Consider the following 17,339-nt stretch of genomic DNA (forward strand, 5'->3'; position numbering starts at 1 on the left):
ATGAGGTAATTATAAAATACGACGCAATAAAAAGTCTGCTTTTAAACGGCGAATACGATTCATAATCTTTTTCACCGGTTTGGGGTATTTCTGTAAGGTATCAATTTGGCTGTAATGAAATAACCGTTCAGTGTGAAGCAAGATATATTGCTGTTCTTTAATAAACGACTCTTTCCAGCTACCTGAGTCATCATGCAACAATAAACCATTTTCTAAATCTAATGCCCACGCCCGTGGATTTAGATTCGATCCAGTGATCAAATGTTTACGGTTGTCAGCACTTATCCCTTTCAAATGAAAACTGTTAATTCCATCTTTCCATAAATGAATATTAAGCTGCCCATTATCAATCGCCCACTGTTGGTTTTTGGCAAACTTACGCAGTGATTGTTCGTACATGTAAGGCAATGCACCAATGGTTGAAAAGTCTTGATCAGGTGGGATATAAAAATCGTTAGCTGTTTTGTCGCCAACAACAATATCAATTTTTTTACCTTCACGTAGATGTCTCGCTAACGCACGGGTCAATATTGTTGGTGGATTAAAATAAGGCGTACAAATAAATAACTCTTTGGTTGATGAATCGACTAACTTAACGATTGTGTCATTTAATTCGTTATTCTTTCTGCCTAAGCCAATCAAAGGTGTTACACGATTGCCTACAGTAGTTGACGTGTACTGATAACGGACCTGAGATAATCGATGTTTAAAACTTTTAATATCATTCTTTTCAGGGTTATCTTCATTATCAGCAGCTTGGTTTAATATACTTACGGCAGGATCGCTGACAATGTCTTGTTTTATCATGTCACGCATACTGCGAGCCAGCTCTGGGCTATCGATAATATGATATCTATCAAAACGGTACTTTTCTTGCTGCTGTAAATAAATGTTATTAATACTCGCGCCACTGTAAATAACAGTGTCGTCGATAATAAATCCTTTAAGGTGCAACACACCCATAAATTCACGAGACTTTACCGGCACGCCAACAATGTCAAATGGGTGCGACGCTTCAGCCATCAATTTACGATATAAAATATAGTTACCACTGTCACCCTTTTGGCCAATTAAGCCACGGCGTGCACGATGATAATCAACTAATATTTTGATATCTAATTGTGGATTTTGTTTTTTTGCGTCTAATAGCGCATGCAATACTTCACGGCCTGCTTCATCATCTTCAACATATAATGCCGCGATGTAAATTGAAGATGTTGCCGATGCAATTTTAGTTAATATGGCTTGCTTAAAATCTTTTGGATTAAGCAACCAAGACACAGCATCTGCATTTAGGGCAATACCACCTAGCTTATCCAGCAAGGCATCCTCCTTAAAATGGGTGACCATTACAATAATCAGTAATGGGAACGAATTTAAAAAACATCACAGCGATATATGGTAATTTTGAGTACGCTGTTGAACTGTTTAGCAATCAATAGCATCGTTTAGTACACGACAAGTTGACTAAACTAATAGAGGCTACTATCAATGATAGTCAGCAAACTTGAGCCTCAACTTACAATGTTTCTTTCAATACTATTAAGACCGTTTTATCTATTAACATTAGCGTAATAAATTCACTGCTTAATGATAATGTCGGCCAGTCAACCAAACTCAAATCTTGTTTTACAACGCCACAATCATTGTGCAAATGAAGCAGTTGTAGCGCTGAAACATCGATTTTAGACAGATTACGGAGTTTGGCGCTCTATTAAGCTGATAGAAATTACCGACTAACAAGGTGATGAGCAAGATTTTTTTCACTTAGTAACGATTTTAGTGTGCTTTTTTGTCAAAAATTAGTGCATTAAAGCCAGATTGCTTGCTAACTAGTCAGCAAAGGCGGCTTCATTAAATAGATAAAGGCACATTCATCGCATCAAAAATATGGAAAAATAATCAAATGCGTATCAGCCGAGGTTATCATCAGCTACCATAACTTATCGTTAGTCATTTATTGATGTAGGCTTTTATGAATTCAATGTTTTTCTGTCTCCCCCAGCCTCGTTCGCGTGATGAGCATCAATCACGAGGTCTGAGTCGAACCCTATGGCTATTAAGTGCATTTATTGCAAGCCTGCCCTCTTTTGTTATAGCAACTGAAAAACCTCTCCAGGCTGCACTCAGTCAACAACAAATACTATCAACACCTGTCGATAATATTAACCCACAGGCTGCAGGCTTATATTTAGATAATATGTTGCAGCTATTAAAGCCAACCCATTCACAGCTGGGCATAACTGTGTGGGATATGACTAGCCAAAAAACGGTATTTGAATACAATAATCAATCGTTAATGCAGCCTGCTAGCGTGCAAAAATTGTTAACAGCATTGGCTGCGACTAAACAGCTGGGTAAAGATTTTAGCTATCAAACTCGACTAATCACTTTAGCAGAGCAACCTTTAGATAAAAGCCAAATTGACAACGGTATTTATACTGGTGACATATATATCGAGTTTAGTGGTGATCCCACGTTGAAATACCAAGATTTACGTCAGTTACTTGCCTCCTTAAAACAATTGGGGATTACACAACTCAGCGGAAATATCGTATTAACCAGTGAACAAGACAGTCAATTACAGGCTCCTGGTTGGGTATGGGATGATTTGGGCATCTGTTATGCGGCGCCAATATCACCTTTTATCATCGATAAAAATTGTGTCTATGGTCGATTATCAACCACGGGCTACAACACAGTAGCCAATATCACTATGATGGGAAATCGTCCTATAGAAATCAGTAATGATGCTTATTTTGTTACCCCCATCATTAATCGCCCAGTAGCTAAACCCGCTGTTACTACTGCAACTGATGCCGTTGCTCTGCCGGCATTCCTAACAGAATCGGTGCCACAGTGTCACTTAACCTTAAGTCGTTTCGATAATAATCGCTATCATCTCAGTGGATGTTATGTTGGGGCTAAATCATTACCTTTGGCGATAGCCATTACCGAACCACAACTTTATGCGCAGCACATCGTTGCTAAACAACTGGCTTCTTTAGGCATCTCACATCAGCAGCCCATTACCGCGAGCAAAACCAATACAGCAATACAATTTACAGCTCAACGGCAAGTTATCGCCAGCCACAAATCGGCGGCATTGCCTCAATTACTCACCACCATGTTACTCAAATCAGATAATTTAATTGCCGACAGTTTATTAAAAAAACTCGGTGAAGAGTATTATCAAGCGCCAAGTGATTTTGCTCGAAGTGGCCAAGCGTTGAAAACGATTTTGTACTCTATTGGGATTGATTTATCCAACGCCAACATCGCAGACGGTTCAGGTTTGTCACGTTATAACTTACTCACCCCAGAGCACGTATTAAGTGTCCTAACCGCCATATATCAACAACCCGAATACCGATTTTTGCTCGATTTACTGCCTGAGTCTGGTGTCAGTGGTACTTTACGCTACAAACGCTACTTCAATAAATCACCGCTCAAAAACCACGTATTTGCTAAAACGGGCAGTATGCTAGGCATTGCCAACTTAGCAGGCAAAGTTAATGCCAGTAATGGCCACGACTATTTATTTGTATTGTTCGAAAATGGCTTAAGCCCACAAATTAAAAAACAACAAAAAGCACCATTTTCAGCAGTGTTTTTACAAACCATGATGGACGTACCCAGAGAATAGTGCCATTAAGCCGCAACGAGCAGTTGTTGCGGCTTACATCTGTATGCTGTTATCACCAACAACAGGATCAAGTTAAGCAAAACTGTCGCAATAAACATCTATAAAGTAACCATAAACGTTAAATCAGCATTTTATCACCACAAATATCCTTTCAGCACTAGCGCATATTTCAACTTGCTATAACATTACTAACCGTAACCTTAAGATATCAATGTTTTATCGTGTGGAGATATTATGGATAAGCAAGTCAGTTCGCGTGGCACAAAAGAAAAAGCCCTTCGTTTAAATTTAGACGAAAAGAAGTACGGCACCATCGTCGAAATTGGTGCAGGACAAGAAGTCGCGCGTAACTTTTTTGTGGCTGGCGCTGCTGCGGGAACGATAGCGAAAACCATGTCGGCCTACGATATGAAGTTTTCTGACGCTATTTATGGCGTTCAAGAAGATGGTCGATATGTAAGTAAAGCACGTGTATTAGCAATGATGGAGCAAGAATTTGATTTAGTGGTTGACCGTGTCGGTGCGATTCGCTCAAAATCATCACGTTATTTTTCTTATGCAACAACAGTGTCGGCTAAAAGCTTTAATCGTAAAAATGAATGCCATGCATGGTGTGGTGTGCGAATTCAAATGTACCCTGGTGCAGAGCCATCTAACATTATTGTCCATGTACGCATGTTTGACGACACCGCTGAAGCACAACAACAAGCATTGGGTATTTTAGGGGTAAACCTGATTTACGCCAGTTACTACTATTTTGAAGATCCTAAAATGATTATCGATTCACTAACCGATAATATGAAAGCCAATCGGATTGAAATTGATTGTATCGATTTTCAAGGTCCTTACTTTGAGGATGTTGATAACCAAGCTAAAAATATTCACCTTATTCGCAGCTGGAAAACTCGTGCCATCATGTTTAAAGCTGACGGTAGCGTTGCTGTACCCGCTGACATGCTATATAAAAAGAACGTATTAACCATTCGAGGCTCCTTCAAGCCCATTACCAAACTTAATGTGGATATGATTGAACAAGGCTTTAAAGCCTTTTCTACACAAGAGGGCGTAACGGATAAGAATACGGTATTAATTGCTGAAATATCCCTAAATGACTTACACGGTAAAGATGCCAATATGACCGAAAAAGACATTATGGAACGGGTTAAATTGCTTAATTTATTAGGCTATAACGTGATGATTTCTGACTACACCCGCTATTTCTCGTTACGCGCTTATTTCCGCCAATACACCCAATTACAAATCGGTATAGTGGTGGGAATGGTTAACATTAAACAAATTTTTGATGAAGAATATTATCGTGGTATGGAAGGCGGAATTCTAGAAGCTTTTGGTAAGTTATTCCCTGACAATACGCGTTTATTTGTCTATCCTGAACGTGATGAAAAAGGTGAACTCACTGACTTAACCACTATTAGTGTACCCCATAATCTGCGCTATTTATTCCGCCATGTGCTCGATAACGGTTTTATCACCAGTATTGAATCAAGTGATCCTGATTTGTTTAATATTTTTTCTCGAGAAATCTTACAACAAATTTGCCGGGGTCAGGGAGATTGGATTGACGCTGTTCCGGAAACAGTAAGCCAAGCGATTATGGAACAAAAATTATTCGGTTACCGTGGATAGTAAGCAGCGATTGCTTTTCACCATCACTAAACGATCAGGTTCTGGTTCAGATAAACGTATGATGACAATATGAGATGCTGAGAGATTATGCTTAATTGCACTTAAATAATTGATTTCATTTTCAGTTTCATTATGCAAAAAGTGTTTTAATACTCTATTGTTAAATGGCTAACCCTTAGTAGGTTAGCCATTTTTGTTTTCGATGGACAATTAAAATACAACTATCAATTACTACCGCTCCCTCAAATAGATCATTCGACTCCTCTTACAATAGGAACACGCGATTGTTACAGATATTGGCTTTATCAATGCTCATATTAGGGATAAGTATGCTGGTCTTCAGCTTAAGAGCAGTAAATAAAATTTGTATTAAGGATAATAATATCGGCTGGCGAGTGCTTAGAGGATTGATCGTCTTTTTCGTATTAGGTTATTTAGGAGTATTTTATTACCTGTGTAAACAATCTAACTTAGCCGTATCAGATGTTATATTTTGTATTATTATGCTTTTTGGTGGCGCGTTTGTAGTATTAGTGACGCGTTTGAGTTTATTGAGTTTACTCAAAGTGGAAAAGCTGATTATCAATGAGCGTAATATTGCTCTACACGACAGCTTAACAGGCTTACCTAATCGCCAATATTTAATGAATTCGTTAAGTTATCATGTTAATGCTGGCCTGCCCTTTAGTTTATTACTAATTGATTTAAATCGTTTTAAGCAAGTCAATGATGCTCTTGGCCACTATTATGGTGATTTACTGCTAATTGAAGTAGGTAAAAATGTGGCTGAACACATTCCTACTGATGCACGATTATTTAGATTAGGCGGAGATGAATTTGCTATTATCGTTACCCAGGTCGAATTATTGAAAGTAGAACAGACTATCAATTCGATTCATCTGGCACTTGAGAGTGCATTTTGCATTGAAAGTTATGATTTATTGGTTGGAGCCAGTGTGGGTGTAAGCCTTTTCCCAAGTCAAGCAACCGATATTGGTAAATTACTACAACAAGCTGATATTGCGATGTATTCCAGTAAAAGATTAACTACACCGTACACTCTTTATGATCTCACATTAGAAAATAATGCAGTCGAAAAAGTCAACATTAGTGCCTCATTAAAACGCGCCGTTGAACAACAGGAATTTGAACTCTGGTACCAGCCTATCATTCATCTAAACGACAACAGCCTGTATGGTGTTGAGGCACTTATTCGCTGGCCTCGTGCTGATGGCAGTTATACCTCTCCTAGCGTGTTTATTCATATTGCCGAACAAACCACACTGATAAACCAAATAACAGATTGGGTGTTGCAACAGGTGTCTAAGGACATTGTCTATTTTGAGTCATTAGGCTTAGCTTTGTGTATTCACATCAACTTGTCAGCCAAAGATTTACAAGACCCAAAGCTTATCGATAAAACCAGTTCATTGTTAAACGGTAATCTTACCTCACAAAAAATTATGTTTGAAATTACAGAAAGTGCAATGATGACCAATGTTGAACAAGCCAAAATGGCCATGGCACAAATTACCGCAACAGGGGGGACATTCAGTATTGATGATTTCGGTACTGGGTTTTCATCACTAGAATTATTACGCGACTTACCCGTGAAACAAATTAAAATTGACCGTTCTTTTATCAGTAACATTCACCATAAAGATGCCGATCTCGCTATCGTTAAATCAGTAATCTTTCTATCCCAACATCTAAATTGTGCCGTTGTTGCTGAAGGCGTAGAACAGATTGAAACGGTCGACCTGCTCAAATCATTAGGTTGTGATTTAGCGCAAGGCTACTATTATAGTAGGCCGATACAGATAACAAATTTCGACTCATTCATCAAGAAATCTGTAGCGTAACTTTATGATAAACCTTTATAAGTTAATAATTTAATTTAATGATCTAGATCATAATGCCCACTAAAATGTTAACTTAATATCACCACCAGTTATCTGTTGTATGACTAATTGATTTATGACTTCGGTAATTGCTTATTATGTATCAGTAAAACCGATTAACTGAACCGAAAAAAGTCGCTTTCATTAATAACCACAGTCAGTTAGCCTAATATGGTATTCCAATGTTGTATCAAATTTAAGCTATTCTAGCGATAAAGGAAAATCTCATGGACAAAGCACAACAAAGTCAAGGCAAGTGCCCTGTTATGCACGGCAGCAATACTTCAAACGATTCCAGCAACATGGACTGGTGGCCCAAAGCACTCAATCTCGACATTCTCCATCAACATGATAAAAAAACGGATCCAATGGATCCAACATTTAATTACAGCGAAGCATTCAAAAGCCTCGATCTCGCTGCTGTTAAACAAGATTTGCACACTTTTATGACTGATAGTAAAGATTGGTGGCCAGCAGATTGGGGCCATTATGGTGGACTAATGATTCGCATGGCTTGGCACTCTGCAGGTACATACCGAATTGCAGATGGTCGAGGTGGTGCAGGTACCGGTAATCAACGTTTTGCACCTATTAATAGCTGGCCAGATAACGTCAACCTAGATAAAGCCCGTCGTTTATTATGGCCAATCAAAAAGAAATACGGTAGTAAGCTTTCTTGGGCAGATTTGATCATTTTGGCAGGTACTATTGCCTATGAATCTATGGGACTTAAAACATTTGGTTTTGCGGGTGGTCGAGCTGATATTTGGCATCCTGAAACTGATATTTACTGGGGTTCAGAAAAACAATGGCTTGCCCCAAGTGGTTCAGAAAATAGCCGCTACTCAGGTGAACGTGATCTTGAAAATCCATTAGCATCTGTAATGATGGGATTAATATACGTCAATCCAGAAGGTGTTGATGGTAATCCTGATCCATTAAAAACAGCACATGATATTCGCACCACGTTTGAACGCATGGCAATGAATGATGAAGAAACTGTTGCACTTACTGCTGGTGGGCATACGGTAGGTAAAGCACACGGTAACGGCCGAGCAGAAAACCTCGGTCCAGAACCAGAAGGGGCTGAATTAGAAGACCAAGGTTTTGGTTGGTTAAACAAAACTAGCCGCGGCATTGGCCGTGATACAGTAACAAGTGGTATCGAAGGCGCGTGGACCACTAACCCAACACAATGGGATAACGGTTACTTTGAGCTATTACTCAATTATGATTGGGAACTGACCAAAAGCCCTGCTGGTGCATGGCAATGGCAGGCAATTGATCTTAAAGAAGAACATAAGCCCGCGGATGTTGAAAACCCGTCTATCAAAGTCAATCCAATGATGACAGACGCTGACATGGCAATGAAAATGGATCCTGAGTATCGCAAGATTTCAGATCGTTTTTATAAAGACCCTGCGTATTTCTCTGACGTATTCGCCCGTGCTTGGTTTAAATTAACCCATCGCGATTTAGGTCCTAAGAGCCGTTACCTTGGCAGCGATGTGCCAGCCGAAGAGTTAATTTGGCAAGATCCGGTTCCACAAGTTGATTACACCTTAACAGAACAAGAAATCAATGAATTAAAAACTAAAATCTTAGCCAGTGGTTTGTCTGTTGCCGAATTAGTCGCAACCGCATGGGACAGCGCACGTACTTTCCGTGGTTCAGATTTCCGCGGTGGCGCTAATGGATCGCGTATTCGCTTAGCACCACAAAAAGACTGGCAAGGTAATGAACCAGTAAGGTTACAAAAAGTATTAGCGGCATTAACCACTATCCAAGCTGGTCTAGCGAAGCCGATTAGTATGGCTGACTTGATTGTACTTGGTGGTACTGCTGCGGTTGAAAAGGCTGCTGATGCGGCTGGTGTTAAAGTAACCGTACCGTTTGTCGCTGGTCGTGGAGACTCAACAGCAGCGCAAACTGATATTGAATCGTTTGAGGTGTTAGAACCTTTACATGATGCTTATCGTAATTGGCAAAAGAAAGACTATGTTGTTCAGCCAGAAGAAATGATGCTAGACCGCACTCAATTAATGGGTTTAACCGCTCATGAGATGACAGTGTTAGTTGGCGGTATGCGTGTATTAGGCACTAACTACGACAATACTCAACACGGGGTATTTACTGACAACGTAGGTGTGCTTTCAAACGACTTTTTCGTTAACTTAACTGATATGTCTAACACTTGGAAACCTGTTGGCAGAAACGAGTATCAAATAGTTGAACGTAGCACAAATAAAGTAAAGTGGACCGCTACTCGAGTTGACTTGGTCTTTGGTTCAAACTCAATTTTACGCTCTTACGCTGAAGTGTATGCTCAAGATGACGCGAAAGAAAAGTTTGTTAAAGACTTTGTTAAAGCATGGACTAAAGTGATGAATGCAGATCGATTCGATATCGCATAATCCTCATCATTTTTATACACAAAAGCACTGAAAATTCAGTGCTTTTTTATTTATGAGTATTCTGTATTTAGATTCAAATCAGAATAGCTTAATCTTAACTTAACCTTTAAGAGCTGAATCAATCATCGTCTGTGCTTGGGCGATAATGGCTTCAAGATGTTGCTGGCTAATAAAGCTTTCTGCATAGATTTTAAATAACGCTTCAGTGCCCGATGGACGCGCAGCAAACCAGCCATTTTTAGTCGTTATTTTAATGCCGCCAATTGCAGCATTGTTACCAGGTGCATGGCTTAAAATTGCCGTAATAGCCTCACCCGCTAATTCTGTGTCAGTAAAGCTGTCACTATTTAATTGCTCAAATTTAGCTTTTTTCTTCAGGCTAATGGGACTATCGATACGAGTATAAAAACTCTCACCAAATTGAGCGGTTAATTCTTGATAACGTTGAGCTGGCGTTTGACCGGTTACAGCTAATATTTCTGCTGCAAGTAAAGCTAAAATAAAGCCGTCTTTATCAGTACACCAAGTGCTGCCATCTCGTTTTAAAAACGCTGCGCCGGCACTTTCTTCACCGCCAAAGGCGATGGTGCTTTGGGCTAATCCATCCACAAACCATTTAAAGCCAACCGGCACTTCTAAACATTGACGACCTAACGCATCACACACCCTGTCAATCATCGCACTTGATACTAAGGTTTTGCCAACGGCTAATGACTTAGACCACTGCGGACGATGTGTCATTAAATAGTCTATTGCTACCGCTAAGTAATGATTAGGATTCATTAAGCCAAATCCTGGGCACACAATACCGTGACGGTCATAATCAGGATCGTTACCAACGCACAAATCATAATCTTCACTGTAGGCTAGCAAGCCTGCCATGGCATAAGGAGACGAGCAATCCATGCGAATTTTGCCGTCTTTATCCAGCGGCATAAAACCAAAGGTAGGATCCACTTTGTCATTAACCAAAGTAATATCAAGACCATATCTAGCTGCTATATGCTGCCAATAGTAAATACCAGAACCACCTAATGGATCAACACCTATTCGAATATTGGCTTTTTTAATCGCTTCCATATCTATGACTTCAGCCAGAGAATCTACATAAGGTGCAATAAAATCAACCTCGTCAATCCAGCCTGATTTAACCGCCACACCGTAATTAACTTTTTTAACGCCTGAAAGCTGATTGGCTAAATATTCATTCGCTCTGGCTTCGATGATTTTAGTGATGTCACCTTCTGCAGGGCCGCCATGTGGCGGATTGTACTTAATGCCGCCATCTTGTGGGGGATTATGCGAAGGTGTAATAATTAATCCATCAACTAATGCTGCTGGTGCAGAAGCATTAGCGCGCACAATGGCTTGCGACACCACAGGTGTTGGGGTAAAGCCGTCATCTTGTTGAATTAACATCTTAACTTGATTCGCGGTTAATACTTCAACAACCGACATAAACGCCGCATACGACAATGCATGGGTGTCAAAACCAACAATCATTGGCCCAGAAATATTCGCTAAATGACGATAATCGACAACTGCTTGAGTAATGGCCCAAATGTGATTTTGATTGAAGCTGGATGTAAACGCACTACCACGATGACCCGACGTACCAAATGTCACTTTTTGCTGCACGTTTTCCACGTTAGGAATAATGCGATAATAATGACTCATCAATTTAGGAATATTCACTAAATCCGTTTGTAGAGCCTGCTGTCCTGCGCGTTGATGAATGGCCACGAGTGGTCTCCTATGAGTAAATGATTAATTGAATCTTCGACAAAACTAAAACGTTAAATGTGTTCAGCAATACTCTTCGCTCTTTCACTGTCACAGCCTAAATGCTCCAATACCTCGGTTAATATAGTTTGTTTTTTAGCAGTATTATTATTAGTAGTCACCCAAAATCCACTTGAGGCAACTTCTTTTGGATTAGACGATTTACTTGAATTAAGTAGCGCCTGTTTAGAACGAGCAAAATACAAACGCCCTTTACCTTGCACATTAAGCACTTTGTTAAAATCGCTACGAGCATTTGCCTCAAGGCTGGAGAGTAGATACATAAAACGCCCTACCGCGCCTTTTTGTTGGCTTAATAAGTGCTGGCTAACGATGGCATCAAAATCAATCTTTGTTGACGTTGGAATGTCTTCTTCAAACGGAGAATCCTGAGTGACACGACTTTGTTCAGCAATAATTTTTTCTACTGCTGCTTTAGCTTGATTGAATACCGGATTGTGATTCGTTGATGATTCAGATTCTAAGCTTGGCTGGCTAATGGCAGTGGGTAAGCTTATATCGACATTTTCGACGGATAAGTTCAATAAACGACGTAAAATATCCGAAGCGCTTTCGCCGATACGTTCAGTCTTACTGGCAATAAAGCGATAAAGTTCTTCGTCAATTTCAATGTATTTCATCAGAGTCATCCTTTTTCTATCTGTCTTTGTTACTACTGTAGCCATTATTTGACTGGCACTTGGCAATACGGGATCGCAGATCAAATTATTATTAATGCGATCAAAAAAATATTGCCTCAGTGTAAGCCAAGCTTAACCTACTAATAAAGTGACAAAATCATTAAATAGTCCATATTGACAATAAATTTTTAAAAGCCGTTTAAAATATCATCAATAATGGTGGTAACAGTCATCATAACTTGATTTGATAGACTCATTGCAGCAAAATCTCCCGCACAAATTGCGCCAATGAGCTTATGACGTTATGCATTACGTATCTTCTGGTCAAGGTGAAGCAGTCCTGCTCATTCACGGATTGTTTGGAAATCTTGATAATCTAAAAAATCTTGGCAGTGTGCTTGAGCAGCGGCATCAAGTTATACGAGTTGATGTCCCCAATCATGGCTTAAGTCAGCACTGGGACAACATGGATTACGCACAACTGGCTGATGCCATGATAGACGTGCTTGATGAATTACATATAAAACAAGCACATGTTGTAGGTCATTCCATGGGCGGTAAAATTGCCATGGCAATGGCACTATTACACCCAGATCGAGTAGTAAGCTTGGTCGTGGCTGATATTGCCCCCGTTGCTTACAGCCCTAGACATCAAACCGTGTTTGCTGGCTTAACCAGTTTAGAATTAACCAGTAACACCACCCGTAAAGCAGCCTTAACGCATTTAATGGATGCGGGTATTGATGAGCCAACATCGCAGTTTTTACTTAAAAATTTGCAGAGGACTGATACCGGCTTTGAATGGAAAATGAATTTAACTGGGCTAATCGAATCTTACGACCGTATTATTGGTTGGGATTTACCATTAACCAATGACAGTCATTTTGATAAACCTGCACTATTTATCCGTGGTGGTGAGTCAAACTATGTCACGGCTGAGCATCGAGATGAAATCATGCGGCAATTTCCTCGCGCTAGTGCCAAAACATTAAATGGCACAGGGCATTGGTTGCACGCACAAAAGCCAGAGATATTTAATCGCATTGTGGCTGAGTTTATTGAACAAAACCAAGGGTAATTTTTTAATATTTACTCTTTTGAACATAGCCGATCGTAACGTGATGTGATATATTCGCGCCCTCTTTTCGCCAGACACATAATAGCGAAGGTAGAAGTATGTTAAACCAATACATTGAACAGATTGAAGCCGTAGGCCTAAACTTGTTTTTCGCATCGATATTCTTTTTTATCGGCATGGCTATCCATGATGTGCTTAAACAAGGTGAAGTCCCAAAGTTTGGTCGATTTATTGTGTGGTTAGTTTTATTCCTCGGCTGTGCCGGGTTTATTGTAAAAGGTATTATTCAGATGACCTGGGAAGGCTCTGGGATCGGTTAAAGAGTACAATGGCAAAAGAAACAACAGATAGAACGACTATTGACCTTTTCGCCGCTGAAACTCGCCGCGGGCGTCCGAGAAGCAACCCACTTTCTCGGGAGCAGCAATTAAAGATCAATAAGCGTAACCAAATTCAGCGTGATCGCGCTAACGGTTTAAAGCGAATAGAGTTAAAGGTGTCACAAGATTTGTACGATGCCTTGAACCAACAAGCTTTGAACAGTAACATCAGCCGTAGCCAGTTAATCGAATTTATTCTGCAACAGCAACTCGACAACTGAGACGTTTTTAGAACATCGCACAATGCGAACTAGATATTTAAAGGATAGACAATGGCAACTGTAGGTCTTTTTTTCGGTAGCGACACTGGCAACACCGAAGCTGTAGCCAAAATGATCCAGAAAAAACTGGGTAAAAGCATGCTTGATGTCAAAGACATCGCTAAGAGTACCAAAGAGCAAATTGCTGAATATGATTTGCTTATGTTTGGTATTCCAACATGGTATTACGGCGAAGCACAGTGTGACTGGGATGACTTTTTCCCAGAGCTTGAGCAAATCGATTTTACTGATAAATTAGTCGCTATTTTTGGTTGTGGTGACCAAGAAGATTATGCGGAATACTTCCTTGACGCGATGGGCATGATCCGTGACATCGTTGAAGCACGCGGTGGTATTATTATTGGTAATTGGCCATCTGAGAGCTACAACTTTGAAGCTTCTAAAGGCATGGCCGACGACAAGCACTTTGTCGGGTTAGGTATTGATGAAGATCGTCAGCCAGAACTCACAGACGAACGTGTGGATGGCTGGGTTAAACAGATTTATGAAGAAATGTGTTTAGCAGAATTAGAAGATTAATTCAGTCATAACACATTAAATAAAGCGGCATTTAGCCGCTTTTTTTTATCTTATCATCGGCTCGAATAGGTATGAATGTTAAAATTGAATACTGAAGTAAAAGAAATTATTGATAATGTGCTAATGCAATATCATATTTTTGATATTTCCCAACCTTTAATGATAACGTTTCCACCAGTATGTCAAAGCATCAAGAATAATGACGATGTCATATCGGCGCCAGTGTGGAGTTTTGATTTTTTTGCGAAACGAAAGCTCAATATCGTGGCTTTTAATCATATTGGTGAAGGAAATTACTTTGACTCTAGAACCTTCGTATCTTTCCTCGATAAACTCAAACAAGCCATAACCGTATTTCCAAGTAAAGTTGGCTATGGTTCAAGTTTAGGTGCATTTTCCCTAGGTTTACATGCCGATAGATTAGGGTTAAGTAAAGTTTTACTTATGATGCCTCAAAGTACATATTGTAAAAAAACTGCACCATGGGATTCTATTGTTATTAATGCACAAGACAGCATCAATTCAGACATGGCCATTCTTGATGGCAGAACATGTAAAACGCCTATAACCTTTATTTATGACCCGCTTTCACTGCCCGATAAGTTACATGTAGATCGCTATCAACAACGAGGCACACGATTGAAAATATTTGGTGTAGGGCATCGTATCCCGCGCACTCTTCAACATTTAGATATGTTATCTGATGTTATATTACAATTTAGAGTCGGCACTATCGATAACAACTCTTTCTATCGTGGGCTTAAAGAGAGACGTAAACTCAGTTATTATTTTAGAGACGCATATAAACAACCGACGATGAGCTATACAAACCGTAGAGTGTTAATAATATATTGGCATAAAACCAAGCAAAGATTACAGCACCTTAAATTTGAACCATCAAAAATCTTAGCCAGGCTTATATGCAGTATCAAAAAAAGAATATCTTAAATAAATTTATAATAGACAAAAGAATAAATCAATATGGCCAGATTTATGAACAATGTTTTTACCCCCGACAATAATGGTGTGGTCAAGCATTGGGATATATTTTGTACCGTTGTGGATAATTATGGTGACATAGGTGTCACATGGCGTTTAGCTAAGCAGTTGGTTAACGAATATGACATACCGATTAATTTATGGGTTGATGATTTACTCAGTTTTTCCCATATTTTACCTAAGCTTGATGCTAGCAAAAAGCAGCAAAGCTTTAATAGCGTGAATATTTTTCATTGGAATAACCCTTTAGAAATCCAATTCAATGCTGGCAATGCCATTATTGAAGCGTTTGCTTGTGAATTACCATCACAGGTTAAAGCGATTATTGAACGGTTGCATCTACAGCCACACACTCAGGCCCCCACTTGGTTAAATCTTGAATACTTGAGCGCAGAAGCCTGGGTTGATGGATGCCATGGGCTGCCATCAACCCAGCCTAATGGGGTTAAAAAGTGGTTTTACTTTCCTGGTTTTAGCCCTAAAACTGGTGGACTCATTTGTGAGCGTGAATTATTTAACCAACGCGACCAGTGGCAAGCAGACCCTAGACATAAATTAGCCTTGTTTCAGCAACTGGGCTTACAAGGTATTAATGCGCAAGATACGGTTATTAGTGTATTTAGCTATGAAACCCGAGCATTAACGGCTTTGTGTGAACTTTGGCAAACGTCGCAAACACCGATTCATGCACTTATACCAAAAGGGCGCAGTTTACATAGTTTAATAGATTTGTTGCCTTGTACTATTGACGATTTGATACCCGGTCAACAATTTACCCTGGGTAACTTAACCCTACATATATTACCCATGACCGATCAAAATGGCTTTGATCGCTTGCTATGGAGCTGTGATTTTAATATTGTGCGGGGTGAAGATTCGTTTTTACGTGCTCAATGGGCTGCAAAACCCTTTATATGGCACATTTATCCTCAAGAAGATGATTATCACCTGGTAAAATTACAAGCTTTTATGCAAATTTACTGCGATAATCTTGCTCCAGAAATTGCTACCACTTGGTCTGAGGTGAATTTGGCCTTCAATCAGGAGAATTTAAGCGCGGTAGTAATGCACTGGCAACAGTTAAATTCTGTTAGTTTGCCTTTAATGCAACATGCTATTAAATGGCCAATTAACGCGTTAAATGATGCAGATCTTGCGAGTCGACTCGTTCAATTCGTTAACAATAGCTAAGATACTGCTCTATAAATAAAAAAAATCTAAATATATAGGAAATAGTGAAATGAAAACTGCTCATGAAATCCGTCCTGGTAACGTGATCATGTTAGATGGCAGCCCATGGGTTGTTCAGAAGACTGAAACAACTCGTTCTGGCCGTAACGCTGCAATCGTTAAGTTAAAATTAAAAAACGTATTGCTAGATTCTGGCACTGAACAAACCTTTAAAGGTGAAGACAAATTAGACGATATCATTTTAGAACGTCTTGATTGTACTTACTCATACTTTGCTGATCCTATGTATGTATTCATGGATGAAGAATATAACCAATATGATGTAGAAGCAGACAACTTAGGTGATGCTGCTGACTATATTATTGATGGCATGGAAGACGTTTGCCAAGTGACTTTCTACGAAAGCAAAGCTATTTCAGTTGAATTGCCAGTTCACATTGTACGTGAAGTCATCTACACAGAGCCTTCTGCTCGTGGTGATACCTCAGGTAAAGTGATGAAGCCTGCTACCATTACTGGTGGTGGTACTGTGACTGTTGCTGACTTTGTTAAAGTGGGTGACAAGATTGAAATTGATACTCGTACAGGCGAGTTCAAGAAGCGCGTTTAATCGCCAGTTAATTTGAGTTATTAGTAAAATAGTAATAACACAAGTGAACTCAGTAAAAGCCAGCACTACGTGCTGGCTTTTTTGTTATTAAACGCCACATTACCACTGAAAAACCCCCAATAAACAGCGTAAAACACTAAAGCAATGACTAACTTACCTATAAAAACAGTGTTTTTGACTGATATTATTGTTAATTTTGCGCATTTACCCCTTTCACAACACCAATAAATTCGTTATGGTTCGCTAACTT

At 39.5% G+C, this 17,339-nt stretch carries 14 protein-coding genes; 11 read left to right on the plus strand and 3 right to left on the minus strand.

Annotated elements, in window-relative coordinates; translation table 11 throughout:
* Positions 1-9: 9 nt before the first annotated feature.
* Positions 10-1,323: a CDP-diacylglycerol--serine O-phosphatidyltransferase gene (pssA, locus tag EGC82_RS11970; RefSeq protein ID WP_244212459.1), complete on the minus strand. Its 1,314-nt coding sequence runs from the start codon at positions 1,321-1,323 to the stop codon at positions 10-12.
* A gap of 652 nt (positions 1,324-1,975) precedes the next feature.
* On the opposite strand from pssA, the gene dacB reads away from it, so the two are divergent.
* The 4 genes from dacB (at position 1,976) to katG (ending at position 9,608) form a co-directional block, all read left to right on the plus strand.
* The gene (gene dacB / locus EGC82_RS11975) at positions 1,976-3,646 is read left to right on the plus strand and encodes a D-alanyl-D-alanine carboxypeptidase/D-alanyl-D-alanine endopeptidase (protein ID WP_124730967.1); all 1,671 of its coding nucleotides are present in this window, start codon (positions 1,976-1,978) and stop codon (positions 3,644-3,646) included.
* A gap of 234 nt (positions 3,647-3,880) precedes the next feature.
* Positions 3,881-5,293 (plus strand): TonB-dependent receptor, encoded by a 1,413-nt coding sequence (locus tag EGC82_RS11980; protein ID WP_124730968.1) that lies wholly within the window; start codon positions 3,881-3,883, stop codon positions 5,291-5,293.
* A 329-nt stretch (positions 5,294-5,622) separates the two neighbouring features.
* Positions 5,623-7,155: a putative bifunctional diguanylate cyclase/phosphodiesterase gene (locus tag EGC82_RS11985; RefSeq protein WP_124730969.1), complete on the plus strand. Its 1,533-nt coding sequence runs from the start codon at positions 5,623-5,625 to the stop codon at positions 7,153-7,155.
* Between the two features lie 266 nt (positions 7,156-7,421).
* Positions 7,422-9,608, plus strand: a complete 2,187-nt coding sequence (gene katG / locus EGC82_RS11990; RefSeq protein WP_124730970.1) for a catalase/peroxidase HPI — start codon at positions 7,422-7,424, stop codon at positions 9,606-9,608.
* Positions 9,609-9,707: 99 nt separating this feature from the next.
* On the opposite strand, the gene pgm is transcribed toward katG, so the two are convergent.
* Together pgm and seqA are read right to left on the minus strand one after the other, a co-directional pair.
* Positions 9,708-11,351, minus strand: coding sequence for a phosphoglucomutase (alpha-D-glucose-1,6-bisphosphate-dependent) (gene pgm / locus EGC82_RS11995; protein ID WP_124730971.1), 1,644 nt, complete (start codon positions 11,349-11,351; stop codon positions 9,708-9,710).
* 53 nt (positions 11,352-11,404) lie between these two features.
* The gene (gene seqA, locus EGC82_RS12000; protein ID WP_124730972.1) at positions 11,405-12,031 is read right to left on the minus strand and encodes a replication initiation negative regulator SeqA; all 627 of its coding nucleotides are present in this window, start codon (positions 12,029-12,031) and stop codon (positions 11,405-11,407) included.
* A 304-nt stretch (positions 12,032-12,335) separates the two neighbouring features.
* Here seqA and EGC82_RS12005 point away from each other — a divergent pair, with 304 nt between their 5' ends.
* The 7 genes from EGC82_RS12005 (at position 12,336) to efp (ending at position 17,089) form a co-directional block, all read left to right on the plus strand.
* The gene (locus EGC82_RS12005) at positions 12,336-13,109 is read left to right on the plus strand and encodes an alpha/beta fold hydrolase (RefSeq protein ID WP_124730973.1); all 774 of its coding nucleotides are present in this window, start codon (positions 12,336-12,338) and stop codon (positions 13,107-13,109) included.
* A 98-nt stretch (positions 13,110-13,207) separates the two neighbouring features.
* Positions 13,208-13,429 (plus strand): DUF2788 domain-containing protein, encoded by a 222-nt coding sequence (locus EGC82_RS12010; RefSeq protein ID WP_124730974.1) that lies wholly within the window; start codon positions 13,208-13,210, stop codon positions 13,427-13,429.
* An 8-nt stretch (positions 13,430-13,437) separates the two neighbouring features.
* Positions 13,438-13,710 carry a LexA regulated protein gene (gene ybfE, locus EGC82_RS12015; RefSeq protein ID WP_011637372.1) on the plus strand — a complete coding sequence of 91 codons (273 nt, stop codon included), beginning with the start codon at positions 13,438-13,440 and terminating at the stop codon, positions 13,708-13,710.
* Between the two features lie 51 nt (positions 13,711-13,761).
* The gene (gene fldA / locus EGC82_RS12020) at positions 13,762-14,289 is read left to right on the plus strand and encodes a flavodoxin FldA (protein ID WP_124730975.1); all 528 of its coding nucleotides are present in this window, start codon (positions 13,762-13,764) and stop codon (positions 14,287-14,289) included.
* A gap of 75 nt (positions 14,290-14,364) precedes the next feature.
* Positions 14,365-15,237: a hypothetical protein gene (locus EGC82_RS12025; RefSeq protein ID WP_124730976.1), complete on the plus strand. Its 873-nt coding sequence runs from the start codon at positions 14,365-14,367 to the stop codon at positions 15,235-15,237.
* Positions 15,238-15,282: 45 nt separating this feature from the next.
* Positions 15,283-16,479 carry an elongation factor P maturation arginine rhamnosyltransferase EarP gene (gene earP / locus EGC82_RS12030; protein ID WP_124730977.1) on the plus strand — a complete coding sequence of 399 codons (1,197 nt, stop codon included), beginning with the start codon at positions 15,283-15,285 and terminating at the stop codon, positions 16,477-16,479.
* Positions 16,480-16,528: 49 nt separating this feature from the next.
* Positions 16,529-17,089 (plus strand): elongation factor P, encoded by a 561-nt coding sequence (gene efp / locus EGC82_RS12035; RefSeq protein WP_124730978.1) that lies wholly within the window; start codon positions 16,529-16,531, stop codon positions 17,087-17,089.
* The last annotated feature ends 250 nt before the right edge of the window (positions 17,090-17,339 follow it).

Source organism: Shewanella livingstonensis (assembly GCF_003855395.1).
Taxonomy (GTDB): Bacteria; Pseudomonadota; Gammaproteobacteria; order Enterobacterales; family Shewanellaceae; genus Shewanella; species Shewanella livingstonensis.